Consider the following 23,890-nt stretch of genomic DNA (forward strand, 5'->3'; position numbering starts at 1 on the left):
TCCGGGGTAGACCCGGCACGGCGGCCGCCCGCCGCCGTCCGGTCACCGTCGTGACCCGCTGCGGGGAGGCCCGGTGACCGCCTTCGGCTACCCGGATCGTTCCACCGGACTGACCGGGCCGACGCCCCGGGCGACGGTCAACGAACGGCTCGACCCGGCCCGCCCGGAGGCGACGCCCCGCCGGGTGCACCAGCGTCCGCACCCCAACGAGGCGGCGCCCCGGCCCGCCGCCCCCGGCGGCAACGCCACGCCGGCCGGCCGGGTGACCTCCCACTCCCGGCCCCCCATGCCGACGCAGACCCGACGGGTCGGTGAGCCACCCGCCGTCACCGACCCGGCCGGCGGGGAAACCGCCGTGATCCCGGTGGTGCCGGCCGACGACACCGCCGTCATCCCGGCCGTACCCGCCGACGACACCGCCCTGATCCCGGCCGTACCGGGCGGGCCGCCGACGGCTCCGGCCGCCGAACCGCCCGGCACCGCGGCGACGCCCGCCGGCACCCCCCCACCGGCTTCCCGAGCCGGCCCGACCCGTCCGACCCGGCCACCGAGGTCTGGACGCTGGTGGAGCGGGCCCAGGCCGGCGAGGCCGAGGCGTTCGGCCTGATCTACGACCGGTACGTCGACACCGTCTTCCGGTTCGTCTACTTCCGGGTCGGCAACCGGCAACTGGCCGAGGACCTCACCTCGGACACCTTCCTGCGCGCCCTCAAGCGGATCGGCAGCTTCACCTGGCAGGGCCGCGACCTCGGCGCCTGGCTGGTCACCATCGCCCGCAACCTGGTCGCCGACCACTTCAAGTCCGGCCGCTACCGGCTGGAGGTGACCACCGGCGACGTGCTCGACGCCGACCGGGAGGACCGGGGGCCGGAGGGCAGCCCCGAGGCGGCGGTGGTCGAACACATCACCAACGTCGCGCTGCTCACCGCCGTCACCCGGCTCAACCCGGAGCAGCAGGAGTGCATCGTGCTCCGCTTCCTCCAGGGCCTCTCGGTGGCCGAGACCGCCCGCGCGATGGGCAAGAACGAGGGAGCGATCAAGGCGTTGCAGTACCGCGCGGTCCGCGCGCTGGCCCGTCTACTTCCGGACGGTTTCCAGCCCTGACCCGCCGCGACGATCACTCTTCGTGATTTCGCTCCCGACCGCCCCGTAACCGGGGCCCGGCACGGAGCGTTTCTCCGGGTGCGGCCGGTGGTTGTCCGGCGCCCCCGGACCCGTCCCGGTCCGGAGCAGCGCCGCCGACCACGACCCTGGTACGACGGTGCACGCCGCCGCCGGTCGCGTGGAACCACCGCGGCCGACCGGCCGTGACCAGCGAGAGGGGGTGCCTGCGGTGGACAGCGACCTTTTCTCCCGTCGTCGGGCCGTACGCTTCGCCCAGCTTCTCGACGAGGCCAACGGCGGCCGACGCCACCACGTCCGGTCCCGCGCCGACGACCAGCTCACCAGGCTCGTGGCGGTCGGGCAGCGAATCGTCGCCGAACGACCCGACATCCAGGTGGACGTCGAGTTCCGCGCCGGCCTGCGGGCCATGCTGGTGGCCGCCGCCGAACGTGGGCACGCCGCCGAGCCGGTGACCGACGGCACGTCGCAGGCCACCGGCCGGGGCTCCCTGCTGGGCGGGGCGACCGCCCGACGGGCCCGGGCCCGGGGCGCCATCCTGGTCGGCATCGCGGCCGGGGCGGTCGCCGTCTCCGGCATCTCGGCCGCCAGCGAGAACGCGGTGCCGGGTGACGCCCTGTACGGCATGAAGCGCTCCACCGAACGCGCCCAGCTCGCCCTGGCCAGCTCGGACGTCAGCCGGGGGCAGCTCTTCCTCGACTTCGCCCGGACCCGGCTCGACGAGGCGGCCACGCTCCGCGACGACGCGACCGGCTTCGGCGCGGTCCTCGACGACATGGACGCCGACACCCGCCAGGGCGTACGACTGCTCACCGGCGGTGCGGTGCAGCACGGCGATCCGACGGCGCTGGACGCGGTGAACACCTTCGTCAGCGGGCAGCGCCGGGCGGTCGGCGGCCTGCTCGACGGGGCCGGCTCCGCCGAGCGGGACCGCACCCGGCAGTCCCTCGCCCTGCTCGACGCCATCCGCCGGCGCTCCGACGCGCTGCGCACCGCGCTCGCCTGCGCGCTGCCCACCCCGGTCGGCAGCGACGCCCTCGGCCCGGTGCCCGGCACCTGCCCGACCGACCGCTGACGGCGACGGAGCCGCACGCCACAGTTCCCGCGCCGGCCGGTCGGCCACGGTCCGCACCGGACTAGGCTCGATCATGCAGGGCCCGCTCGTCGGAGGGAGGCGCCATGGCCGGCACCCGCAGGGTCACGGTCAGCACCGACGCCCACGGACACACCACCGGCTGGGCCGAGGCGACGGCCACCGGGACCACGCCGACCCACTCCCGTGCCGCCGCGTTCTTCGACGTCGACAACACGATGATGCGCGGCGCGTCGATCTACTGGTTCGCCCGGGGGCTCGCCGCCCGCCGCTACTTCACCACCGGCGACCTGGCCCGGTTCGCCTGGCGGCAGGCCCGGTACCGGGTGCTGGCCACCGAGCACGCCGGTGACATGTCGCAGGCCCGGCAGGCCGCCCTCGCCTTCGTCGAGGGCTGGCGGGTCGGTGACGTCGAACGGCTCGCCGAGGAGATCTTCGACGAGTTGATGGCGCCCCGGATCTGGGCCGGCACGCGTCGGCTCGCCCAACGGCACCTCGACGCCGGGCAGCGGGTCTGGCTGGTCAGCGCCGCGCCCGTGGAGATCGGCCGGGTGATCGCCGCCCGGCTCGGCCTGACCGGCGCGATCGGCACCGTCGCCGAGGTGGTCGACGGGGCCTACACCGGGCGGCTGGTGGGCGAGCTGATGCACGGGCCGGCCAAGGCCGAGGCGGTCACCCAGCTCGCCACCGTCGAGGGGCTCGACCTTCCCCGCTGCACCGCCTACAGCGACTCCCGCAACGACCTGCCGATGCTCACCACGGTGGGACGGGCGGTGGCGGTCAACCCGGACGGCGCGTTGCTGCGGGTGGCCCGGGAACGGGGCTGGGAGGTGCGGGACTTCCGCACCGGTCGTCGGGCCGCGCGGATCGCCGTACCGTCGACCGCCGCGCTCGGGTTGCTGGCCGGCGCGGTCTCCGCCGGTCGGGCGCTGCACCGACGCCGCCGCCCGGCCTGACCCGGACCGTCGCCCCGCAGGGCCGGGCGTCCGCAGCCGTGGGTTCAGGGGCCGAACGGGTCGGGTCGGCGTTCCAGCAGCTGGTGCAGGGTCTGCTGGATGGTTTCCCGGACCTGGTCGGCGAGGTTGAACACGACAAGCGGGTCGTCGGCCGAGTCGGTCAGGTGGGCGGTCGGGATCGGCGGGCAGAACTCGATCAACCACTTGCTCGGCAGCGGCACCATGCCCAGCGGCCCCAGCCACGGGAACGTCGGGGTGACCGGGAAGTAGGGCAGCTTGAGCAGCCGGGCCAGCGGCTTGATGTCGGCCAGCATCGGATAGATCTCCTCGCCGCCGACGATGGCGACCGGGACGATCGGGGTGCCGGTACGCAGCGCCGCCGAGACGAAGCCGCCCCGGCCGAAGCGTTGCAGCTTGTAGCGGTCGGAGTAGAGCTTGCCGACGCCCTTGAACCCCTCGGGGAAGACGCCCACCAGCTCTCCGTTGCCGAGCAGCCGCTCGGCGTCCGGGTTGCAGGCGACCGTACCGCCGGTCTTGCGGGCCAGCTCGGAGACCACCGGCATCCGGAAGACCAGGTCCGCGCCGAGCAAACGCAGGTAGCGGTGGGCGGGATGCCGGTCGTGCAGGGCCGCGGAGAGGATCAACGCGTCCAGGGCCACCGTGCCGGAGTGGTTGCCGACCACCAGGCCGGCACCGTCGGCGGGCACGTGCTCCAGGCCGGTGACCTCGGTACGGAACCAGTCACGGTAGAGCAGCCGCAGCAGCGGGTGGAAGACCGCCCCGGTCAGCTCCGGGTCGAAACCGAACTCGTCCACCTCGTACTGGCCGGACAGGCGGCGGCGCAGGAACGCCAGCCCGGAGGCGACCCGACGGTCCCACTGGTCACCGGGCCGCTCCACCCCCGGGGCGTCCGCACCGGCCGGACCGGCGGCGGCCGGGGTGGACCGTGCCGGGGCGGCGACGGCCGGGTCGGGGCCCGACCCGTTGCGCGAGGCGGGGGCGGGTGACGTGGTGAGCCGACGGTGGCCGTTCTGCGCTGTCACGTACGTTCCCGGACGGCGGAGCGGACCTGCCGGATGCTCTCCAGCACCACCTGCTCGGCGGCGGCGAGCCGGTCGGGGGTGACCACGACACCGCCGTGGTGGGCCCGGATGAAGTCGTCGAACGCCGCCGCCGTGGTGCGCGGGGTGAAGCCGTACTCCCGGGTCAGCCGACGGGTGTCGACCACCCGGCCGTGCACGATCAGGTCGACCTGGTCGAGGCCGTAGCGGCCGAAGCCGAGGTTCCGGGCGATCGCGGCGGCCCCGGACAGCCCCGGCTCCCACACCGGTACGGCCACCCGGCCGGCCCGGCGGATCGCCTGGGACAGCGAGAGCACCCCCGGCCCGGCCACGTTGTACGTGCCCGGATGGTCCTCGGCGACGGACCGGTGCAGCACTTCGAGGGCGTCGTCGAAGTGCACGAACTGGAGCCGGGGGTCACGGCCGAAGACGGTGGGCACCACCGGCTGGGAGAGGTAGCGGGTGAGCGTGGTGTCGGCGGTGGAGCCGATGAACGGGGCGAACCGCAGCACCGTCGCGGTCACGTCGGGCCGGCGGCGGCGGAAGCCGCGCACGTACCCCTCGATGTCGAGGATGTCGCGGCCGAAACCGCCGCGCGGCACCTCACGGGGCTCGGTCTCCTCGGTGAAGACCGCCGGGTCACGGAAGGACGCGCCGTAGGCGGCGGTCGACGACCGGACCACCAGCTTGCGCAGCCGGGGCGCCCGCTGGCAGGCGGCGAGCAGTTGCATGGTGCCGATGACGTTCTGTTCCTTCATCGCCGCCCGGCCGCCGTGCTGCGGGTCGGGGGCGGTGACCAGGGCGAGGTGGACCACGGCGGCGACGTCGAGGTCGGCCAGCAGCCCGCCGAGCGAGTCGAGGTCCAACCGGATGCGTTCCACCCGGTCGAGCAGGCCGGCGAACTCGGGGCCGGGGGTGGCCGGGTCGATGCCGATCACCCGTTCGATCCGGGGGTCGGCGGCGAGCCGGGCGGCGACGTGCGCGCCGAGGTAGCGACCGACCCCGGTCACGACGACGACCCCCGGAGCACCTGGGGTGCCACCGGGGGTCATCGCGCACGCCCTGACCGGCAGGCGAGATCGAGCCGGGATGTCCGCGGCCTGATCACCTGAGCCTCCGGGGGTCGACAGATGGCAAGTGGAGCCGGACGCCGGGGGTGACCCGGCGTCGGTCACTTGCCGAGACGGCGACGCTGGACGCGGGTCTTGCGCAGCAGCTTGCGGTGCTTCTTCTTAGCCATGCGCTTGCGGCGCTTCTTGACCACCGAGCCCATACGACAGCCTTTCAATGCAACGTTCGGGACGGACCCTCGGCGTCGAGATGGTGACGCCGGTGGCCGCTTACGGACAACGGACCTGGACCAGCCTGGTGGCGTCGGGGCGCACCGGCGCACGGTCAGATCGGGCTCCAGGGTAGCCGGAGAGCGTCAGCAGGACCAACGCGCCCCCGTCGATGCCCGTTACGTCGCGATCGGCGGGGTCAGGCGGTCTCCTGGAAAGCTCCCCGCAGATAGTCGTGCACCGCGTGCTCGGGCACCCGGAACGACCGGCCCACCCGTACGGCGGTGAGTTCACCGCTGTGCACCAGGCGGTAGACCGTCATCTTGGAGACCCGCATCACCGAGGCGACCTCGGCGACCGTGAGGAACCTGACGTCCGACAGCCGACCGTCGGAGGACTGCGACCCGGCCATGGCTCACCCGACCCATCCCATGCCCGGCGCGCGCCACCCGACGGAGCTCCCGAACGGGCCGGCAACGCGCGTGTTACCAGTACGGTAGCGGGACGGCTGTGACCTGCGCGATCCCTTCCCACAACTGATCGCGCCGGAGGCGGCGTTCACCCGGTCGTGACCTGGTGTTCCCCGGGTCGACTCCGGTGGCCTACTTCTTCGAGGCCAGGGCCCGACCGAAGAAGACCAGGTTCGCGGGACGCTCGGCGAGCCGGCGCATCAGGTAGCCGTACCAGTCCTCCCCGTACGGCAGGTAGGTGCGCACCGTGTAACCCTCGCCGGCCAACCGGGCCTGCTCCTCGGGGCGGATGCCGTACAGCATCTGGAACTCGAACTCGCCGGGCCCCCGGTCGAACCAGCGGGCCCGGTCCTCGCCGATGGCGATCAGGCGCGGGTCGTGGGTGGCGAGCATCGGGTAGCCCGCCCCGGACATCAGCACGTTGAGGCAGCGCACGTACGACTTGTCCACCTCGCGGGCCGACTGGTACGCCACCGACTCCGGCTCGGCGTACGCGCCCTTGCACAACCGGACCCGCGACCCGGCGCCGGCCAGCTCCCGGCAGTCGGACTCGGTGCGCCGCAGGTACGCCTGGAGCACCGCCCCGGTCGACGGGTGGTCCTTACGCAGCTTGAGCAGCACGTCGAGGGTCGAGTCGGTGGTGGTGTGGTCCTCCATGTCCAGGGTGACGGTGGTGCCCGCCTGGTCGGCCGCCACGCAGATCGCCCGCACGTTGTCGTAGGCCAACTGCTCGTCGAAGCGCTGGCCGAGGGCGGAGAGCTTCACGCTCACCTCGGCGGCCGGGGTGAGCCCGGCGGCGTCGAGCGCCCGCAGCAGGGTGAGGTACTCGTCCCGGGTGGCGGTGGCCTGCTCTGCGGTGACGGTGTCCTCGCCGAGATTGTCGAGAGTGACCCGGAGGCCGTCGGCGACGAGTTCGCGGGTGGCGCGCAACGCGTCGTCGGTGCCGGTGCCGGCGACGAACCGGCGGACGACGTCCCGGGTGAACGGGGCCGTCGCGACGAGCCGCTCGACCTGGGATGACCGGGAGGCGGCGAGGATGACGGAACGGAGCATGAGCCGAGCGTAACGCCCGACCGTACGGCCGCGCCCGGCGGCGGGGCGGACCGGTTCCGGCCACGGCGGAGGGCCGGTCAGGGGACGCGCCGCTGGCGTGGATCAGTTACAACCATGAACGTGGAACGACACCCCCGCCGCCGGCTGCGGTCGGCCTCCGTGCAGCTCGGCGCGCTCACCGCGCTGGCACTCGCCCTCTCCGGCTGCAACCTCACCTCCGACGACGACGATGACGACTGCGCCCTCGGGCCGGTCGGTGGCGGGGACACCGTGGCACTGGCCATGCAGGTGCCGACCGTCGGCATCGACCCCCGGGCCGCCGCGCCCGACCCGGTGGCCGGCGCGCTGCCGGAGCGCGGCGGTTTCGGCACCCATCTCGCCTCCTGCGGCGGCTGACGGTGCGCCGGGAGCGGGTCACCCCCCGCCCGGACTCCGACGCGGTGATCCGCACCCAGGGCCTGGTCTACGTCGACACCGAGCTGCCCGACGGCGAGATCATGTCGTACTGGGACGAGTCCGCCGCGTACGCCTTCGACCTCGACGAGGTGCTGCGGCTGGAGGAGGCGACCGAGGAGCTGCACCGGATGTCGGTGGCCGCCGCCGAGCACGCGGTGGCCCGCAACCGGTACGCCGAGTTCGGCATCCCCGCCTGGGCGGCGCAGGCGGTCGCCCGGTCGCTGCACGAGCGCCCACCCACCCTGTACGGCCGGTTCGACCTCGCCTACGACGGCTCGTGGCCGCCGAAGCTGCTGGAGTACAACGCCGACACCCCGACCGCCCTGGTCGAGGCGAGCATCGTGCAGTGGTACTGGCTGGAGGACACCCGGCCCGACGCCGACCAGTGGAACAGCCTGCACGAACGGCTGGTCGGGGCGTGGGCCAAGATCGGGGCCGGGCTGCACGACCGGCGGGTGCACGTGTGCTGGTCCAACGAGGAGGAGTCCGGCGAGGACCAGATCACCGCCGGCTACCTGGCCGAGACGGCCCGGCAGGCCGGGCTGGACGTGACCCTGCTGCCGATCCAGCACCTCGGCTGGGACGGCCGGCGTTTCGTCGACGCCGCCGACCGGCCGGTCACCACCTGTTTCAAGCTCTACCCGTGGGAGTGGATGCTGGCCGAGCCGTACGGCCGGCCGGCGCTGGAGCCGGGCACCCCGACCACCTGGATCGAACCGGCCTGGAAGCTGCTGCTGTCGAACAAGGCGCTGCTGGCCGTGCTCTGGGAGCTGTTCCCCGGGCACGAGTTGCTGCTGCCGGCGTACCTGGACTCGCCGCGCGGGATGCCGGAGTACGTGGCGAAGCCGCTGCTCGGCCGGGAGGGCGGTTCGGTACGCATCGTGACCGGCGACACGGAGATCAGCAATCCCGGGATCTACGGCGACGAGGGTTTCTGCTATCAGGAGTTCCGGCCGTTGCCGCAGTTCGACGGGGGTCGGATGGTGCTGGGCAGCTGGATCGTCGACGGCGAGTCCGCCGGCGTCGGCATCCGGGAGAGCGAAAGTCTGATCACCGACGGTTACGCGCGCTTCCTGCCGCACTACATCGACGCGCCGCGTGCCGCGTGAGTCGTCTACCGTTGGTCGGGTGAACTTCGACGCGTACGCCAGGACCGGGGTTGACCTCGTCAACGCCCACCTGGACGACCTCGACGACCTGCGGGCCCTCATTCCGGACGAGAACGCGTGGATGCGCGACGAGGTGGCCGACCGGGACCTGGCGGTCTTCCGACGGGCGCAGAAGCGGTTGCGCGACGTCTTCGAGTACGGCACCTCGGGGCGCGACGCCCAGGCGGTGGCCGAGCTGAACGCCCTGCTGGAGGCGTTCCCGGTGCAGCCGCGCATCTCCGGTCACGACTCCAGCGACTGGCACATGCACGTGACCAGCCGGGGCGCGTCGGTCAGCGCCGAATACCTGGCCGGCGCGGCGTGGGGCCTGTCGGTGTGGCTCTGCGAGTACGGCAGCGCCCGGTTCGGGGTGTGCGCCGACGAGCGTTGCGGCAACGTCTACCTGGACACCTCGTCGAATTGCTGCCGTCGGTTCTGCTCGGAGCGCTGCGCCACCCGCTCGCACGTGGCCGCCCACCGCGCCCGCAAACGCGCCGCCGAACAACCCACCCTCACCCCGGTCCCCTGACCTCTCCCACCCCGCCGCCTCGGTGATCAAGAGGTTTACGTCAGTTGATCAAGAGGTTTGCGTCAGATTCACGCCCGGACATGACGCAAACCTTTGATCACCGGGGCGAGGCGGCGTGGCCGGGCGCGCGGGGAGGGGAGGCGTGGGGTGGGGGTTAGGCGTTGAGGGGGGTGGGGGCGGTTAGGTGGGCTCGGGCGAAGGCGAGGGATTCGCGGAGGTCGGCCTCGCGGACGGCGCGGCTCTTGGCGCCCCGGGTGGTGACCTCGACGGCGACGGAACCGGTGAAGCCGCGTCCGGCCAGGGAACGCAGCAGTTCGGCGCAGGGTTGGGTGCCCCGGCCGGGCACCAGGTGCTCGTCGCGGCCCTCGCCGGTGCCGTCGCCGAGGTGGACGTGGGCCAGGCCGGCGCCCATCCGGTCGGCCATCGCCAGCGGGTCGCTGTGCGACGCGGCGCAGTGCGACAGGTCGAGGGTGTACGCGGGATAGCCGACCTCGGTCGGGTCCCAGCCGGGCACGTACGGCACGAACTGCCGGCCGGCCATCCGCACCGGGTACATGTTCTCCACCGCGAAGTGCAGCCCGGTGAACCGGTCGGCGACGGTGCGCAGCCCGTCGGCGAAGTTGCGGGCGTAGTCGCGCTGCCAGGTGAACGGCGGGTGCACCACCACCGTGGGCGCCTCCAGCGTGTCGGCCAGCTCGGCGGCCCGCCGCAGCCGCTCCCACGGGTCGGGGCTCCACACCCGCTGGGTGACCAGCAGGCAGGGGGCGTGCACCGACAGCACCGGGACGCCGTAGTGCTTGGCGAGGCCGCGCAGCGCCCCGGCGTCCTGGCTGACGGCGTCGGTCCAGACCATCACCTCGACCCCGTCGTAGCCGAGTGCCGCGGCGAGCTGGAACGCCGCCGCGGTCCGCTCAGGAAAGACCGAGGAACTGGACAGGAGCACCGGGACGCGGGAAGTCACATCCCCGAGGGTAACCGGGTCCGCCACCGCAGTTCCGGACGAGCAGCGGCAAAAGCCGCGCAACGACCGGCGTACGTCACATCGGTTCGAGCTGATCCAACCGTCTGAGGATGACGCCCTCACGCAGTGCCCACGGGCAGATGTCCACCGCCGGCACGTCGAGCCGGCGCAGCACCGCCTCGGCCACCACCGCCCCGGCCAGCAGCTGGTGCGCCCGGCCGGCGCTCACCCCCTCCAGCTCGGGCAGCTGGGCCGGCGGGATGTGCCGGACGAACCCCAGCACCTGCCGCAGCCCCGTACGGGTCAGGCTGCGCCGCGCCCACAGGCCCGCCGAGGAGGGGGCCGCCCCGGTCAGCCGGGCCAGCGTCCGGAAGGTCTTCGAGGTGGCGACCGGCCGCTCCCAGCCCACCCCGGCCAGTTTCTCCACCACCGGGTCGAGCTGCGCGTCGACGTACTCCCGCAGTTCCTCCACCGCCTCGGCGGTCGGCGGGGTCGACCCGGCCGGGTCGACGTGCAGCCGTTCCCGGCTCAACCGGCCGGCACCCAACGGCAGCGACACCGCCACCTCCGGGTCCTCGTCGATGCCGGCGGCCAGCTCCAGCGAGCCGCCGCCGATGTCCATCGCCAGCAGCCGCCCCGCCGACCAGCCGAACCAGCGCCGGACCGCGAGGAACGTGGCCCGTGCCTCGTCCGCGCCGGAGAGCACCTCCAGCCGTACCCCGGTCTCCTCGCGGACCCGGGTCAGCACCTCGGCCGCGTTGGTGGCGTCGCGTACCGCGCTGGTCGCGAAGGCGAGCAGGTCATCGGCGGCCAGCGCGGTGGCCGCCGCGCGGGCCGCCCCGACCGCCTCGACCAGCCCGTCGGCGCCGGCCCGGGTGAGCGCACCGTCGGGGCCGATCTGCTCGGCCAGCCGCAGCACCACCTTCTCGGAGTGCGCCGCCCACGGGTGCGCGCCGTGGTGGGCGTCGACCAGAAGCAGATGCACCGTGTTGGAACCGACGTCGAGCACACCCAGCCGCATGGGAAGACCCTAGGGCCACCACGTTTCGACGGCACGCCGGCCGGCCGGTTCACTCACGCGTACGCTGGGCCGGGTGACGAGCCAGGTGGAGCTGCACGTGCTGGTGGACGGCCCCGACGACCCGCGCAGCCGGGAGGTCGGGCTGGACTTCCCCCGGGAGTGGATCGAGTTCGTCGACCCAGCCGACGAGCGGCACCTGGTGCGCGCCGACCTCACCTGGCTGCTGTCCCGCTGGACGTGCGTCTTCGGCCGGGGCTGCCACGGGATCGTCGCCGGGCGGGCCGCCGACGGGTGCTGCTCGCACGGCGCGTTCTTCACCGACACCGACGACGAGAAGCGGGTCCGGGCGGCCGTCAAGCGGCTCACCCCGCAGACCTGGCAGCACTTCCGCAAGGGTACGAAGAACTGGACCGCGACCGACACGATCGACGGCAAGAACCCGGCCCGGCGGACGGCCACCCGGGGCGAGGACGCCCCGTGCGTGTTCCTCAACGACGCCGACTTCCCCGGCGGGGGCGGCTGCGCGCTGCACGGCCAGGCACTGCGCGACGGCGTGCACCCGCTGGAGTACAAGCCGGACGTCTGCTGGCAGTTGCCGATCCGCCGGGACCAGGAGTGGACCACCCGCCCCGACGACACGAAGGTGCTGGTGTCGACGCTCGCCGAGTTCGACAGGCGGGGCTGGGGCTCCGGCGGGCACGACCTGGACTGGTGGTGCACCTCGTCGACCGACGCGCACGTCGGCACCGAGCCGATGTACCTGTCGTACGGCCCGGAGCTGACCGCGCTGGTCGGTGCGCCCGCGTACGCGCGGCTGGCCGAGCTGTGCGCGGCCCGGCTGGGCCAGGGTCAGATCGCCCCGCACCCGGCCAGCCCGCAGGGGTGAACGGTTGCCGGCCTACGGCTCGAACTTGTAGCCCAGCCCACGCACGGTGACGATGAACCGGGGCGCGGACGGCTCCGGTTCGATCTTGGAACGCAGCCGCTTGACGTGCACGTCGAGGGTCTTGGTGTCACCGACGTAGTCGGCACCCCAGACCCGGTCGATGAGCTGCCCCCGGGTGAGCACCCGGCCGGCGTTGCGCAGCAGCAGCTCCAGCAGCTCGAACTCCTTGAGCGGGAGCTGCACGGCGGCCCCGTCGACGGTCACCACGTGCCGTTCGATGTCCATCCGGACCGGGCCGGCGGCCAGCGTCGGCGCGCCCGACTCGGTCACCTCGGGGCTCTGCCGGCGCAGCACCGCCCGGATCCGGGCCACCAGCTCCCGGGGCGAGTACGGCTTGGTGACGTAGTCGTCGGCGCCGATCTCCAGCCCGACCACCTTGTCGATCTCGCTGTCCCGGGCGGTCACCATGATGATCGGCACGTGCGAGCGCTGCCGCAGCTGCCGGCAGACCTCCGTCCCGGACATCTCCGGGAGCATCAGGTCGAGCAGCACGATGTCCGCGCCGGTCCGGTCGAACTCGGTGAGGGCGGAGGTGCCCGTCGCGGCGACGGAGACCTCGAAACCCTCCTTGCGGAGCATGTACGACAGGGCGTCGGAGAACGACTCCTCGTCCTCGACCACCAGTACGCGGCTCAACGGGGTGTTTCCTTTCCTACGGTCAGGCCCGGCGCAGGGTCGGTCGGGCCGGGCTCGATACCAGCGGACGGCAGTAGCGACTCCAGGGCGTCCGGTGGGCTGGCGGGTAGCCGGAGGGTGAATGTCGACCCCCCACCCAGGGTGCTCGCCACCTCCACCCGGCCGCCATGGTTGCTGGCGATGTGTTTGACGATGGCCAGGCCGAGGCCGGTGCCACCGGTGGCGCGGGACCGGGCCTGGTCGGCCCGGTAGAACCGTTCGAAGATCCGGTCGACGTCGGTGGGGGCGATGCCGATGCCCTGGTCGGTGACGGAGACCGTGACGTGGTCGTCGTCGGCCCGGGTGACGACCCGCACGGTGGTGTCCTCGCCGGAGTAGGTGATGGCGTTCTCCACCAGGTTGGACACGGCGGTGGCGAGCTGGCTGTCGCTGCCGTACGCGGTCAGGCCCCGCTGCCCTTCGGTGACCACCTGGACCCGGCGGGCGGTGGCCGAGGTGCGGGTGCGGTCGAGCACCTCGGCGATCACCCAGTCGACCGCGACGGGCTCCGGCGCGGGTTGCGGCTCGGCGCCCTGGAGCCGGGTCAGTTCCAGCAGTTCCTGCACCAGCCGCCCGAGCCGGGTCGACTCGTGCTGGATGCGTTCGGCGAACCGGCGGGCGGCCAGCATGTCCTCGGAGAGGTCCGGTGCCCCGTCGGCCGGCTCGGTGGCGTCGACGAGCGCCTCGGCGAGCAGTTGCAGCGCACCGATCGGGGTCTTCAGCTCGTGGCTGACGTTGGCCACGAAGTCCCGCCGGACCCGGGCCAGCCGGTGCGACTCGGTGACGTCGGCGGCTTCGACGGCGATGTACCCGCCGCCGATGCCCATCGCCCGTAGGTGCACGCCGAGCGGGTTCTCCCCGGCGTTGTCGCGGCCACGGGGCAGGTCGAGCTCGATCTCGCGCCGCACCCCGGTCCGCCGGACCTGCCCGGCGAGGGTACGGATCAGCGGGTGGGCCGCGATGGAGCCGGGGGTGGCGCCGGTACGGAGCAGTCCCATCGCCCGTGCGGCCGGGTTCACCAGCACCGGAACGTCGTCCGGGCCGAGCACCACGACACCGGCGCGCAGCGAGTCGATGGTCTTGCGGCCGAGCCCGGTCAGCCCGCCGGACTGGTCGTCGGGAATCGCACGCCTCCCCAGGTCCCCGTGGGGGCCCTCGCCCCCGGACGACGCCGCGCGGCGTCGCCAGTCACGGACGGGGCGCGCCAGCAGCAGCCCGGCGACCAGTCCGGTCACCAGGGCCACCACGATCGCCACCGCCCATTCCACCCGGCGATCGTAGGGTCATTGTTAACCTGGCTATCGCCCATAACAGGACGAACCACACTCGCTTTGGCAGAAATTCACTCCCGGGCCCCGCGTCGTTCATCCGGGTTCATCTCGGGTCCGTCGCCCCCGCCTACGGTGGGTCCCGCACCTGCTCGACCCGTACGCCGGCGGTCCCTCCGACCACCGGCGGCACCGACCCCAGGAAGTGACGATGCGCGACGAGTTCCGGGCCGACCTGCAGATCGTCAGCCAACTGCTGGTGGACATGGCCGACGGCGTACGCGCCGCGATGCGCCAGGCCACCCGCGGCCTGCTGACCGCCGACCGCGAGGCGTCCGAGGCCGTGATCGCGCGGGACGCCGAGATCGACGACCTCTACCAGCACGTCGAGGAGCGGGTCTGCGACCTGCTCGCCCGGCAGGCGCCGGTCGCCTCCGACCTGCGCGCGATGATCACCGCACTGCACGTCGCGGCCGACCTGGAGCGGATGGGCGACCTGGCCGACCATGTGGCGAAGACCGCGCTGCGCCGGCACCCGTCCCCGGCGGTGCCGGCCGAGCTGCGCCCGGTCTTCACCGACATGGCCTCGGTCGCCGACCGGATGGCCGAGAAGATCGGCAAGGTGCTGGCCACCCCCGACGCCGACATCGCCGCCGAGTTGGACCGCGACGACGACGTCATGGACGACCTGCACAAGAGCCTGTTCGGCATGCTGCTCGGCGACGAGTGGCCGTACGGGGTGGAGACGGCCATCGACGCCACCCTGCTCGGCCGGTTCTACGAGCGGTTCGCCGACCACGCGGTCAACGCCGGCGAGCGGGTGGTCTACCTGATCACCGGGGAGACCGCCCCCACCACGAGCTGATCCCGGGCGGGGGCTCCCGGGGCCGGCGGAGGTCGCCGGCCCGGGAGCCCTCCGTCAGCTCAGCGGCCCTGGTTGGCGACCGCGGCGGCGGCCTCCTTGGCGGCGGCCGGGTCGAGGTACGTCCCGCCCAGGGCGAGCGGACGCAGCTGCGGGTCGAGGTCGTAGCGCAGCGGGATGCCGGTCGGGATGTTCAGCTTGGCGATCGCCTCGTCGGAGATCTGATCGAGGTGCTTGACCAGGGCGCGCAGCGAGTTGCCGTGCGCCGCCACCAGGACCGTGCGGCCGGCGAGGATGTCCGGCACGATCGAGTCGTACCAGTACGGCAGCATCCGGTGCACCACGTCCTTGAGGCACTCGGTACGCGGCATCAGCTCGGTCGGCAGCAGCGCGTAGCGCGGGTCACCGACCTGGGAGAACTCGTCGTCGTCGGCGATCGGCGGCGGTGGCGTGTCGTACGAGCGACGCCAGAGCATGAACTGCTCCTCGCCGTACTCGTCCAGGGTCTGCTTCTTGTTCTTGCCCTGTAGGGCGCCGTAGTGCCGCTCGTTGAGCCGCCACGACCGGCGCACCGCGATCCAGTGCCGGTCGGCGGCGTTCAGCGCCAGCTCGGCGGTGCGGATCGCCCGGCGCATCACGCTGGTGTGCACCACGTCCGGCAGCAGGCCGTGCTCACGCAGCAGCTCGCCGCCACGGCGCGCCTCCGCCTCACCCTTGGCCGTCAGGTCGACGTCGACCCAGCCGGTGAAGAGGTTCTTCGCGTTCCAATCGCTCTCGCCGTGCCGCAGCAGGACCAGCGTCCCGACGGTGGGCCCCTCGCTCGCAGTCATGCCGATCATCCTGCCGCACGGCGCGCGGGGACACGCGGGCAGTGGTGGTGACGACCACCACGTGGAAAAACGGGTGACCGGTGTTCACCCCCGGAACTAGGTTGTAAGGCGCTTCAAGGACAGCGGTCATTACCTGAGCGGGGGCGCGGGCGTGCGGACGGTACGGGGTTGGTTCCGGGAGACCACCGGTGGGTTACCGAGGACGTTCTGGTACCTCTGGACGGGCACCCTGGTCAACCGGCTCGGCTCGTTCGTACTGATCTTCCTCGCCATCTACCTGACCCAGGCCCGCCACTTCTCCGCCGCCCAGGCCGGCCTGGTGATGGGCCTGTGGGGGGTCGGCGGCGCGGTCGGCACCACCGTGGGCGGCACCCTGGTCGACCGGTGGGGGCGACGGCCCACCCTGCTCACCGCCCACCTGGGCGCGGCCACCATGATGCTGACGCTCGGCTTCGCCCGGCCGCTCTGGGCGGTGGCGGTGGGCGCGCTGCTGCTCGGCATGTTCGCCGAGGCCGCCCGGCCGGCCTTCGGGGCCATGATGATCGACGTGGTGCCGGAGCGGGACCGGTTGCGGGCGTTCTCGCTCAACTACTGGGCGATCAACCTGGGCTTCGCCTGCGCCGCCGTGCTCGCCGGCCTCGCCGCCGAGGCCGGCTACCTGCTGCTGTTCGTGGTCGACGCGGCCACCACCCTGGTCACCGCGCTGATCATCTTCGTCAAGGTCGGCGAGACCCGCCGCCCGACGGCCGTCGTCGCCAAGGGCGCACCCGGCCGGGCCGGTAAGCCGCCCCGGGCCGGCGCGCTGCGCACCATCGCCGCCGACCGGGTGTTCCTGACCTTCGTCGTGCTCAACCTGTTCGGCGCGCTGGTCTTCCTCCAGCACATCTCGATGCTGCCGATCGCGATGGGCGACGCCGGCCTCTCCCCCGCCACCTACGGCTCGGTGATCGCGCTCAACGGGGTGCTGATCGTGGCGGGGCAGCTCTTCGTCCCCCGACTGATCCGGGGACGGAGCCGGTCGCACGTGCTCGCCCTCGCCTCGGTGGTGATGGGGGTCGGCTTCGGGCTGACCGCGTTCGCCGACGCCGCCTGGTTCTTCGGGCTCACCGTGCTGATCTGGACGCTCGGTGAGATGCTCAACTCGCCGTCCAACGCCACCCTGATCGCCGAACTCTCCCCGGCCGAGCTGCGCGGCCGGTATCAGGGGGTGTTCTCGCTGTCCTGGCAGGTGGCCGGGGCGGTCGCCCCGGTCCTCGGTGGGCTGGTGCGCGAACACGCCGGCAACGGCGCGCTCTGGCTGGGCTGCGCCGCGATCGGCGCGGCGACCGCGCTGGCCCACCTGCTCTCCGGGCCGGCCCGGGAACGCCGGGCGGCCCACCTGCGCCGTCCCGAGGTCCCCGTCGTGCCGGTCACGGCCGTCCAGCTGCCGGCCCCGCAGTCGGCCGAGGCCGCCACGACCGCACCCGCCGAGCCGGTCACGGCCCGTACCCCCGCCTGAGTACGCCCACCGCCCGCACCGCCCGACCCACGTCCCACGCCCCTGGGCCGCCCCACCGACCCCTCCACCCGCCCGGCCGGACCCCGCCCGACCACCACCCGGCCGAAGCCCGCCCGACGGCTGCCCCGGCCGAAGCCCGCCCGACCACTGCCCCGGCCCGGCCGCACCACTGCCCGGCCGACCCCCGCCGCCGGGCACCCGATTCACCGGAACCCGGCGACCTGAAAGCGCCGTGGGTCATCGCGCAGTTGGGGAGCGGGCATACACCTGGCGCGTCCTTTAGACCTGATGACGTGAACGACTCCACTCGGCGTCGGCCTCGGCGCAGGTGCCGCCCGGCCTACCGACCGCCGCCTGCCACCTGCGGTGCCGACCCGGCGCAACAGCCCCTCGGCGAGAGCCTTGGCGCTGTCGCCGGTCGCATGTTGCCGGTCGCCTGAATCGTTGACGACATCAGCTCGAAAGGACGCGCACGGGCCACCCGACCTCCGGGCCGGGGTTGCTTCCACCACGTGCCGCGACACCGTGACGTTCGGGGCGAGCCTTCCGGATCGGCCGAACAGGGCCGAAAAGTCCGCAAGAAGCCGGGGAACGGCAGAGCGCCCACCGACGACCGATGGTCGCGGTGGGCGCTCGTACCGCCTGCCCGGCGGCGGCGGGCGACCCTCACCCCCGTAAGCGTCGCCCGCTCGCGCCGCCGGTTCCCGGGTGGCGCCGTCCCCCAACGGCGTGCTCCACCCGATGTGCGTCTCGCTCGGTGCACGGATCTGATCGATCCGCCGCTCCCCCGAACGTTTCCGAGCGTGACGCGGTGCAATAAAGTTAGTTCGCCCGGATTCCGGATTCAACCTTCGAGCACTGTCTCGCCGGTCACAACACCGACCGTCCCCGCTCGGTGCCGCTGTTTCCGGGCTCCGTGACTGCCAACACGCGGCTACCCGGCAGCCATTCCGCCAAACGTCTCAGCCGTCTTCCCGATCGGGTGACTCGGTGCGGAAGAAGTTGCTCGGTCGGCCGTCCCGCAACTGCTCCTGGAAGATCAGGTTCAGCTTGCGGGAGTCGAACGTCCGGAACCAGTCGTCCCAGCTCACCACGCGCAGCCGACGGCTCTCCCGGTAACCCGGGATGTCGAAGGTGAGCACCCCCGGCCGGCCGTTGCGCTCGGTGCCGGCGATGGTCGCCGGCTTGGCCCCCCGGGCCGCGGCCCAGTTCCGGATCACCTGGTGGTTGGTGGTCACCAGGCTGCGCCCGGGACGTTCCGGACGGTCCGCCGGAGACGTGATGAGCTGCGCGGAGCGCACCGAACGGGAGGTGGACCGCCCCGTGCGCACGCCCGTCGCGCGGGTGGCCCTCGCCGGCGTCACCTTCGCCCGCGTACGCGACGGGGTGGCCTTCGCCTTCGCGGCCCCGGCCGTGCTCCTGCGGGCCGGCGCCCGGCCCGACGGGCCGGTGCTGCGACGGGCGGCACCGCCGGCCCGGCCCTCCGCGCGCAACGTCCGTGCGAGCGCCTTCACCAGTTCCGGCTTGCGCAACGCGGAGATCCCGGAGACCCCCCGCCGGCGCAGTTGACCCCGGATGTCGTCGACCCTCATCCGGGAGATCTCCGACTCGGAGATGCCCGGCGTGTTCGGGGTCCGGTTGCCGGCCTGACGCGTGGTCCTGGTCGCCGTCGCGCCGCGACCTGAGCTGTTCCGCTGAGCCATGACACGCTCCTCGACAGTCCGTCCTCGGCCTGCGGCGGGTCCCACACTGCCGCGCCGCAGCGCTGCGGCATACCCGTCAGGACCGGTCCGAACCTCCGGCGGACGGAGTGAACAGATGGGCGAAGGCGGCGAGGTTCGCGGTCGACTCGCCCCGCTTGACCCGCCACTCCCACTCCCGGCGGATGGAACTGCCGAACCCGATCTCCAGCATCGTGTCGAAGGACTCGTCGGCGTAGCTGAGCACCGCGCCGAGCAACCGGTCCAGCTCGTCGGCGTCGACGGCCGACGGATTGACCCGCCCGGTGAGGTAGACGTCGCCGACCGCGTCGATCGAGAACGCGACACCGTACATCCGGGCGTTGCGTTGCAGCAGCCACGCCCACAGTTCCTCGCGCCGCTCGTCGGGCTGGCGCATCACGAACGCCTCGACCCGCAGCGCGTGCTCGCCGACTATCAGGTTGCAGATCGTCTTGAGCTTGTGGGTGCCGGGCAGGGTGACCGCGTACGAGCCCTCGCCGGTGGCTTCCCAGTCCAGCTCCCGTTCGGTGCAGACCGCCTCGATCAGGGCCGCCAGCTCGCTCTTCGCGCTCATCGGACCCACTCTACGGCCGCCGTGGCCGCCCCACCCGACGACGCCGGGCGGGGCGCCCGGTCACCAGGAGCCGGTGAGCGCCGGACCGTCGGCCAGCCGGGCCGCCAACCGCTCCCGGTGCCCGGTGACCGCCTCGCCGTAGACGGCGAGCAGCCCGGAGACGGTGCGTTCCCAGGAGAAGCTCCGGGCGTGCCGGGCGGCCCCCCGACCCAGCGCCTCCCGACCGGCCCGGTCGGGCAGCAGCCGGGCCAGCGTACGGGCCCAGTCGGTCGGGTCGTGGCCGTGCACGAGCACGCCGCTGGCCTGGTCCCGGACGGCGGTCACCAGGCCACCCACGGCGGCGGCGACCACCGGCGTGCCGCAGGCCTGCGCCTCCAGGGCCACCAGCCCGAACGACTCGTTGTGCGAGGGCACCGCCACCAGGTCGGCCGCCCGGTAGAGGGCGGGCAGGTCGTCACCGGTGCGCGGCGGCAGGAAACGCACCCGGTCGGCGACCCCCAACGAACCGGCCAGCTCGATCAGCGAGGTGGGCCGGTCCAGGCCGCTGCCGCTCGGGCCGCCGCAGATCACCACGGTCACCTGGTCGGCGAGGGCCGGGTCGCGTTCCCGCAACGCGGCGACCGCGCGGACCAGCACGTCGGGGGCCTTCAACGGCTGGATCCGGCCGACGAACGCGACGACGTACCCGTCGGTGGGCAGGCCCAGCCGGCGACGGGCGGCGCGGGTGGCGACCTCCCGGTCCCCGACGGCGGGCCGGAACCGCGCCAGATCCACCCCCGGCTCGACGACCACCACCCGGGCCGGGTCGGCGGCGTACCTGTCGACCAGGTCGGTGGCCTCCGCCCGGGTGTTCGCGACCAGCCGGTCGGATTCGGCGACCACCTGTTCCTCGCCGATCACCCGGGCCTTCGGCTCCGGCCGGTCACCGGCGGCGAGCTGGGCGTTCTTCACCTTCGCCAGGGTGTGCGCGGTGTGCACCAGCGGCACCCCCCAGCGCTCCTTGGCCAGCCAGCCGACCTGACCGGAGAGCCAGTAGTGCGAGTGGATCAGGTCGTAGTGGCCGGGCGGGCGGGCCGCCTCGGCGCGCAGCACCCCGGCGGTGAAGGCACAGAGCTGGCCGGGCAGCTCCTCCTTGGTCAGCCCCTCCAGCGGGCCGGAGGTGACGTGCCGGACGTGCACCCCGGGGGCCATCTCCACCACCGGGGGCAGGTCACCGGAGGTGGCCCGGGTGAAGATCTCCACCTCGACGTTCGCCTCGGCGAGCCGACGGGCGACCTCCAGGATGTAGACGTTCATGCCGCCCGCGTCGCCGGTGCCCGGCTGGTGCAACGGTGAGGTGTGCACCGACAGGGTGGCGATCCGGCGGGGCCGGGGCCACGGCAGGGCACCTCGCTGACGACCGACACCGGTGTGCTGATCCGCCACGTCCGCTCCCTCTGTCACGGTTGATGCCGTCCCGCACGACCGGCGCTCCTCGGTCAACCTTCACGCCGGATGCAATCTTCCCCATCGGGCTTCGGAAATGCCTCGCCCCGGGCCGTGGGCGTGACGGACCTCATCACGGGGCCCGGGGCGGCCGGCCACGCCGCCAGGGTGAGAATGGCCGGATGACCTCTGTCGCGATCGTCACCGGGGCGTCCAGCGGGATCGGCGCGGCCACCGCCCGCCGGCTCGCCGCCGAGGGTTTCCACGTGCTCGCCGCCGCGCGCCGCACCGACCGGCTCGCCGGTCTGGTCGCCGAGATCGCGGCGGCCGGCGGCAGCGCCACCGCCGTGGCCTGCGACGTCACCTCGGACGAGTCGGTGGCCGGGCTGGCCCGCGCCGCCGCCGACGCCCCCGGCCCGGTCACCGTCCTGGTCAACAACGCCGGCGGGGCGCGTGGGCTGGACCCGGTGGAGACCGGCTCGGTCGCCGACTGGCAGTGGATGTACGACGTGAACGTGCTCGGCACGCTGCGGGTCACCCAGGCCCTGCTGCCGGCCCTGGAGCGCTCCGGCGCGGGGACGATCGTGGTGCTCTCGTCCACCGCCGGCTTCACCGTGTACGAGGGCGGCGGCGGGTACAGCGCGGCCAAGCACGCGCAGACCGCCGTGGCGGGCACCATGCGGTTGGAGCTGTGCGGCCGGCCCGTCCGGGTGGTCGAGATCGACCCCGGGATGGTCCGGACGGAGGAGTTCAGCCTGAACCGCTTCGGCGGGGACACGGCGAAGGCCGACGCCACCTACGCCGGGGTGGCGCAGCCCCTGGTGGCCGCCGACGTCGCCGAGTGCGTCGCCTGGTGCGCCACCCTCCCGCACCACGTCAACGTGGACCGGCTGGTGGTCCGCCCGCTGGCCCAGGCCGCCCAGCACAAGGTGCACCGGGTCGGGCAGTGACCCCGGATGGCTGACCGGGGCCGGCAGCGGCCGCTGGGGGTGGTGACCCGGGGGACGACCAACCCGAACCGGCTCCGCCGGGTCGACAACTGGATCGTCGGTACCTGCGGCGACCGGTTACGTGCCGCCGTCGACCCCCTGGTGGTGGACCTGGGTTACGGCGCCACCCCGGTCACCGCCGTCGAGCTGCGGGACCGGCTGGCCACCCGGGTCCGCACCGACGTCCGGGTGGTCGGGCTGGAGATCGATCCGGTACGGGTGGCCGCCGCCGCGCCGGCCGCCGACCCGCCGGGGTTGACGTTCGCCCGGGGCGGCTTCGAACTGGCCGGGTTGCGGCCCACCCTGGTCCGGGCGTTCAACGTGCTCCGCCAGTACGACGAGAACGAGGTCGCCGACGCCTGGCGGACGGTCACCGACCGGCTCGCCCCGGGCGGGGTGCTGGTCGAGGGCACCTGCGACGAACTGGGCCGGCTGGCCGGCTGGCTGCTGATCGACTCCACCGGCCCCCGGACGCTGACCCTGGCCGCCAAACTGACCACGCTGGAGAGCCCGGCCCGGTTGGCCGAGCGCCTGCCGAAGGCGCTGATCCACCGCAACGTGCCCGGCGAACGCATCCACGCCCTGCTCAGCGCCCTGGACGACGCCTGGCACGCCGCCGCGGGGCTGGCCCCGTTCGGTCCCCGCCAACGGTGGCTGACCGCCGTCGGCACCCTCCGGTCCACCGGCTGGCCCGTCCTCGACCGCCCCCACCGCTGGCGTCACGGCGAACTCACCGTCCCCTGGCCCACCATCTCCCCCACCTGACCCCAACACGGACGGGGCGGCGGGCGGGGTCGGGGTGGGTTAGAGGGTGCAGTTGATGAGGACGGGTTCGGGGTGGAGGGGGACGGCGAAGCGGGTGTGGACGCCGTCGCGGATCTCCCGGGCGAGGGCGATCAGGTCGGCGGTACGGGCGGTGCCGCTGCGGTTGGTCAGGGCCAGGGTGTGCTTGCCGGAGATGGCGGTGCCGCCCGGCCCGGGGTGCCCCTTGGCGAAGCCCGCCTTGTCGATCAGCCAGGCGGCGCTGACCTTCACCAGGTCACCCGGGCAGGGCCAGGAGGGGGGTTCGCCGATGTCGGCGGCGCGCTCGCGGAGCAGGTCGTACGCCGCCCGGTCGAGCACCGGGTTGGTGAAGAACGAACCGACCGACCAGGTGTCCGGGTCGGCGGGGTCGAGCACCATGCCCTTGCCGGCGCGCAGGGTCAGCACCGTGCCCCGGGCGGCGGCCAGCGGCACCCGGTCGCCGACCTCGACGCCGAGCGAGCGGGCCAGTTCGGCGTAGCGGACCGGCCCGGACAGCGGCGAGCGGTCCAGCCGGAAGTCGACCGAGAGCACCACCCAGCGGTCGCTGTACTTGAAGATGCTCCCCCGGTAGGCGAAGCCGCAGTCGGCGGCGGCGACGGTGGTGAGCCGGTCCTCGGCGCGGTCGTACACCTGGACGCCGGTGATCCGTTCGGCGACCTCCTGGCCGTACGCGCCGACGTTCTGGATGGGGGTGGCGCCGGCCGAGCCGGGGATGCCGGAGAGGCATTCCAGGCCGGACCAGCCGTTGCCGACGGTGGCGGCGACGAGGTCGTCCCAGGGTTCGCCGGCTTCGACCCGTACGGTGACGGTGTCCTGGTCCTCGGCGACCACGGCGAAGCCCCGCGACCGGATCAGCACGACGGTGCCGGGGAAGCCGGCGTCCCCGACGACCACGTTGCTGCCGCCGGCCAGGACCAGCACCGGTTCGTCGCGCCGGTGCGCCTCGCGGACCCGGTGGACGATCTCGTCGGCGCTGGTGGCGGCCACGCAGCGGGCAGCGGGGCCACCGAGCCGCAGGGTGGTGTATTCCGCCAGGGCGGCCGGATCGGCGGGTTCGGCGTCCGTTGTCGGTTTGGCGTAGACGTCTGACACGCCTTTCACCCTAGGCTGAGGGGTAGCCGCGGCACCCACTGGTCGCCGGGTCACCC

The 23,890-nt window shown here is 73.4% G+C and carries 24 protein-coding genes and 1 pseudogene; 11 read left to right on the top strand and 14 right to left on the bottom strand.

Annotated elements, in window-relative coordinates:
* Positions 1–73 precede the first annotated feature (73 nt).
* The 3 genes and pseudogenes from FJK98_RS34730 (at position 74) to FJK98_RS29475 (ending at position 3,171) form a co-directional block, all read left to right on the top strand.
* Positions 74–1,104 (top strand): annotated as a pseudogene (locus tag FJK98_RS34730) (ECF subfamily RNA polymerase sigma factor, BldN family).
* A gap of 229 nt (positions 1,105–1,333) precedes the next feature.
* The gene (locus FJK98_RS29470; protein ID WP_145921834.1) at positions 1,334–2,197 is read left to right on the top strand and encodes a DUF5667 domain-containing protein; all 864 of its coding nucleotides are present in this window, start codon (positions 1,334–1,336) and stop codon (positions 2,195–2,197) included.
* A gap of 104 nt (positions 2,198–2,301) precedes the next feature.
* Positions 2,302–3,171, top strand: coding sequence for an HAD family phosphatase (locus FJK98_RS29475; RefSeq protein ID WP_145921835.1), 870 nt, complete (start codon positions 2,302–2,304; stop codon positions 3,169–3,171).
* Between the two features lie 44 nt (positions 3,172–3,215).
* Here the strand turns inward: FJK98_RS29475 and FJK98_RS29480 are convergent, their stop codons facing one another.
* From FJK98_RS29480 to FJK98_RS29500, 5 genes are all read right to left on the bottom strand, one after another.
* Complete coding sequence (locus FJK98_RS29480) at positions 3,216–4,070, bottom strand: lysophospholipid acyltransferase family protein (protein WP_145923063.1); 855 nt, start codon at positions 4,068–4,070, stop codon at positions 3,216–3,218.
* A gap of 140 nt (positions 4,071–4,210) precedes the next feature.
* Positions 4,211–5,284: an NAD-dependent epimerase/dehydratase family protein gene (locus FJK98_RS29485; RefSeq protein WP_145921836.1), complete on the bottom strand. Its 1,074-nt coding sequence runs from the start codon at positions 5,282–5,284 to the stop codon at positions 4,211–4,213.
* A 119-nt stretch (positions 5,285–5,403) separates the two neighbouring features.
* The gene (locus FJK98_RS29490; RefSeq protein ID WP_007465623.1) at positions 5,404–5,505 is read right to left on the bottom strand and encodes a 30S ribosomal protein bS22; all 102 of its coding nucleotides are present in this window, start codon (positions 5,503–5,505) and stop codon (positions 5,404–5,406) included.
* 206 nt (positions 5,506–5,711) lie between these two features.
* Positions 5,712–5,924 (bottom strand): helix-turn-helix domain-containing protein, encoded by a 213-nt coding sequence (locus FJK98_RS29495; RefSeq protein WP_088646105.1) that lies wholly within the window; start codon positions 5,922–5,924, stop codon positions 5,712–5,714.
* 190 nt (positions 5,925–6,114) lie between these two features.
* Positions 6,115–7,035, bottom strand: a complete 921-nt coding sequence (locus FJK98_RS29500; RefSeq protein WP_145921837.1) for a proline dehydrogenase family protein — start codon at positions 7,033–7,035, stop codon at positions 6,115–6,117.
* 114 nt (positions 7,036–7,149) lie between these two features.
* Here FJK98_RS29500 and FJK98_RS29505 point away from each other — a divergent pair, with 114 nt between their 5' ends.
* The 3 genes from FJK98_RS29505 to FJK98_RS29515 are packed head-to-tail and all read left to right on the top strand — an operon-like array spanning position 7,150 to position 9,168.
* Positions 7,150–7,431: a hypothetical protein gene (locus tag FJK98_RS29505; RefSeq protein ID WP_232377627.1), complete on the top strand. Its 282-nt coding sequence runs from the start codon at positions 7,150–7,152 to the stop codon at positions 7,429–7,431.
* A gap of 2 nt (positions 7,432–7,433) precedes the next feature.
* Entirely contained in the window at positions 7,434–8,600 is a 1,167-nt protein-coding gene (locus FJK98_RS29510; RefSeq protein ID WP_145921838.1) for a glutathionylspermidine synthase family protein, read from the top strand.
* Positions 8,601–8,619: 19 nt separating this feature from the next.
* Positions 8,620–9,168, top strand: a complete 549-nt coding sequence (locus FJK98_RS29515) for a CGNR zinc finger domain-containing protein (protein WP_088646103.1) — start codon at positions 8,620–8,622, stop codon at positions 9,166–9,168.
* Positions 9,169–9,322: 154 nt separating this feature from the next.
* Here the strand turns inward: FJK98_RS29515 and FJK98_RS29520 are convergent, their stop codons facing one another.
* Positions 9,323–10,129 (bottom strand): sugar phosphate isomerase/epimerase, encoded by an 807-nt coding sequence (locus FJK98_RS29520; RefSeq protein WP_194822121.1) that lies wholly within the window; start codon positions 10,127–10,129, stop codon positions 9,323–9,325.
* 76 nt (positions 10,130–10,205) lie between these two features.
* Positions 10,206–11,150: a Ppx/GppA phosphatase family protein gene (locus FJK98_RS29525; RefSeq protein ID WP_145921839.1), complete on the bottom strand. Its 945-nt coding sequence runs from the start codon at positions 11,148–11,150 to the stop codon at positions 10,206–10,208.
* 73 nt (positions 11,151–11,223) lie between these two features.
* Between FJK98_RS29525 and FJK98_RS29530 the strand changes: the two genes are divergently transcribed.
* Positions 11,224–12,036 carry a hypothetical protein gene (locus tag FJK98_RS29530; protein WP_205789272.1) on the top strand — a complete coding sequence of 271 codons (813 nt, stop codon included), beginning with the start codon at positions 11,224–11,226 and terminating at the stop codon, positions 12,034–12,036.
* Positions 12,037–12,048: 12 nt separating this feature from the next.
* Here the strand turns inward: FJK98_RS29530 and FJK98_RS29535 are convergent, their stop codons facing one another.
* Together FJK98_RS29535 and FJK98_RS29540 are read right to left on the bottom strand one after the other, a co-directional pair.
* Positions 12,049–12,732 carry a response regulator transcription factor gene (locus FJK98_RS29535; protein ID WP_067314784.1) on the bottom strand — a complete coding sequence of 228 codons (684 nt, stop codon included), beginning with the start codon at positions 12,730–12,732 and terminating at the stop codon, positions 12,049–12,051.
* On the bottom strand, positions 12,729–14,039 hold the full coding sequence (locus tag FJK98_RS29540) for a cell wall metabolism sensor histidine kinase WalK (protein WP_145921840.1): 1,311 nt from the start codon (positions 14,037–14,039) through the stop codon (positions 12,729–12,731). Before FJK98_RS29540 ends, FJK98_RS29535 begins: the two co-directional genes overlap by 4 nt.
* A 211-nt stretch (positions 14,040–14,250) precedes the next feature.
* On the opposite strand from FJK98_RS29540, the gene phoU reads away from it, so the two are divergent.
* Positions 14,251–14,904 carry a phosphate signaling complex protein PhoU gene (phoU, locus tag FJK98_RS29545; RefSeq protein WP_145921841.1) on the top strand — a complete coding sequence of 218 codons (654 nt, stop codon included), beginning with the start codon at positions 14,251–14,253 and terminating at the stop codon, positions 14,902–14,904.
* A gap of 59 nt (positions 14,905–14,963) precedes the next feature.
* Here the strand turns inward: phoU and FJK98_RS29550 are convergent, their stop codons facing one another.
* The gene (locus FJK98_RS29550; RefSeq protein WP_145921842.1) at positions 14,964–15,731 is read right to left on the bottom strand and encodes a phosphoglyceromutase; all 768 of its coding nucleotides are present in this window, start codon (positions 15,729–15,731) and stop codon (positions 14,964–14,966) included.
* Positions 15,732–15,882: 151 nt separating this feature from the next.
* On the opposite strand from FJK98_RS29550, the gene FJK98_RS29555 reads away from it, so the two are divergent.
* On the top strand, positions 15,883–17,229 hold the full coding sequence (locus FJK98_RS29555) for an MFS transporter (RefSeq protein WP_145921843.1): 1,347 nt from the start codon (positions 15,883–15,885) through the stop codon (positions 17,227–17,229).
* A gap of 962 nt (positions 17,230–18,191) precedes the next feature.
* Here the strand turns inward: FJK98_RS29555 and FJK98_RS29560 are convergent.
* The 3 genes from FJK98_RS29560 to mshA form a co-directional block, all read right to left on the bottom strand.
* A complete protein-coding gene (locus tag FJK98_RS29560; protein WP_145921844.1) occupies positions 18,192–18,932 on the bottom strand; it encodes a hypothetical protein in 741 nt (246 codons plus the stop codon).
* A 76-nt stretch (positions 18,933–19,008) separates the two neighbouring features.
* Complete coding sequence (locus FJK98_RS29565; RefSeq protein WP_088646095.1) at positions 19,009–19,524, bottom strand: YbjN domain-containing protein; 516 nt, start codon at positions 19,522–19,524, stop codon at positions 19,009–19,011.
* Between the two features lie 60 nt (positions 19,525–19,584).
* Positions 19,585–20,949, bottom strand: coding sequence for a D-inositol-3-phosphate glycosyltransferase (mshA, locus tag FJK98_RS29570; protein WP_145921845.1), 1,365 nt, complete (start codon positions 20,947–20,949; stop codon positions 19,585–19,587).
* Positions 20,950–21,131: 182 nt separating this feature from the next.
* Between mshA and FJK98_RS29575 the strand changes: the two genes are divergently transcribed.
* Positions 21,132–21,899, top strand: a complete 768-nt coding sequence (locus tag FJK98_RS29575; protein ID WP_145921846.1) for an SDR family oxidoreductase — start codon at positions 21,132–21,134, stop codon at positions 21,897–21,899.
* A 6-nt stretch (positions 21,900–21,905) separates the two neighbouring features.
* Positions 21,906–22,703, top strand: a complete 798-nt coding sequence (locus FJK98_RS29580) for a class I SAM-dependent methyltransferase (protein WP_145921847.1) — start codon at positions 21,906–21,908, stop codon at positions 22,701–22,703.
* 39 nt (positions 22,704–22,742) lie between these two features.
* Here the strand turns inward: FJK98_RS29580 and FJK98_RS29585 are convergent, their stop codons facing one another.
* Complete coding sequence (locus tag FJK98_RS29585) at positions 22,743–23,834, bottom strand: UDP-N-acetylmuramate dehydrogenase (protein WP_145921848.1); 1,092 nt, start codon at positions 23,832–23,834, stop codon at positions 22,743–22,745.
* Positions 23,835–23,890 lie beyond the last annotated feature (56 nt).

The organism is Micromonospora sp. HM134 (genome assembly GCF_007833915.1).
Lineage (GTDB): Bacteria > Actinomycetota > Actinomycetes > Mycobacteriales > Micromonosporaceae > Micromonospora > Micromonospora wenchangensis.

What these genes read in the sequence shown, in the direction of transcription:
- FJK98_RS29505 (WP_232377627.1), top strand. Translation starts at nt 7,150, where the DNA reads ATGAACGTGGAACGACACCCCCGCCGCCGGCTGCGGTCGGCCTCCGTG.
- FJK98_RS29550 (WP_145921842.1), bottom strand. Translation starts at nt 15,731, where the DNA reads ATGACTGCGAGCGAGGGGCCCACCGTCGGGACGCTGGTCCTGCTGCGG.
- FJK98_RS29525 (WP_145921839.1), bottom strand. Translation starts at nt 11,150, where the DNA reads ATGCGGCTGGGTGTGCTCGACGTCGGTTCCAACACGGTGCATCTGCTT.
- FJK98_RS29485 (WP_145921836.1), bottom strand. Translation starts at nt 5,284, where the DNA reads ATGACCCCCGGTGGCACCCCAGGTGCTCCGGGGGTCGTCGTCGTGACC.
- phoU (WP_145921841.1), top strand. Translation starts at nt 14,251, where the DNA reads ATGCGCGACGAGTTCCGGGCCGACCTGCAGATCGTCAGCCAACTGCTG.
- FJK98_RS29565 (WP_088646095.1), bottom strand. Translation starts at nt 19,524, where the DNA reads ATGAGCGCGAAGAGCGAGCTGGCGGCCCTGATCGAGGCGGTCTGCACC.
- FJK98_RS29500 (WP_145921837.1), bottom strand. Translation starts at nt 7,035, where the DNA reads ATGCTCCGTTCCGTCATCCTCGCCGCCTCCCGGTCATCCCAGGTCGAG.
- FJK98_RS29490 (WP_007465623.1), bottom strand. Translation starts at nt 5,505, where the DNA reads ATGGGCTCGGTGGTCAAGAAGCGCCGCAAGCGCATGGCTAAGAAGAAG.
- FJK98_RS29475 (WP_145921835.1), top strand. Translation starts at nt 2,302, where the DNA reads ATGGCCGGCACCCGCAGGGTCACGGTCAGCACCGACGCCCACGGACAC.
- FJK98_RS29495 (WP_088646105.1), bottom strand. Translation starts at nt 5,924, where the DNA reads ATGGCCGGGTCGCAGTCCTCCGACGGTCGGCTGTCGGACGTCAGGTTC.
- FJK98_RS29580 (WP_145921847.1), top strand. Translation starts at nt 21,906, where the DNA reads ATGGCTGACCGGGGCCGGCAGCGGCCGCTGGGGGTGGTGACCCGGGGG.
- FJK98_RS29560 (WP_145921844.1), bottom strand. Translation starts at nt 18,932, where the DNA reads ATGGCTCAGCGGAACAGCTCAGGTCGCGGCGCGACGGCGACCAGGACC.
- FJK98_RS29575 (WP_145921846.1), top strand. Translation starts at nt 21,132, where the DNA reads ATGACCTCTGTCGCGATCGTCACCGGGGCGTCCAGCGGGATCGGCGCG.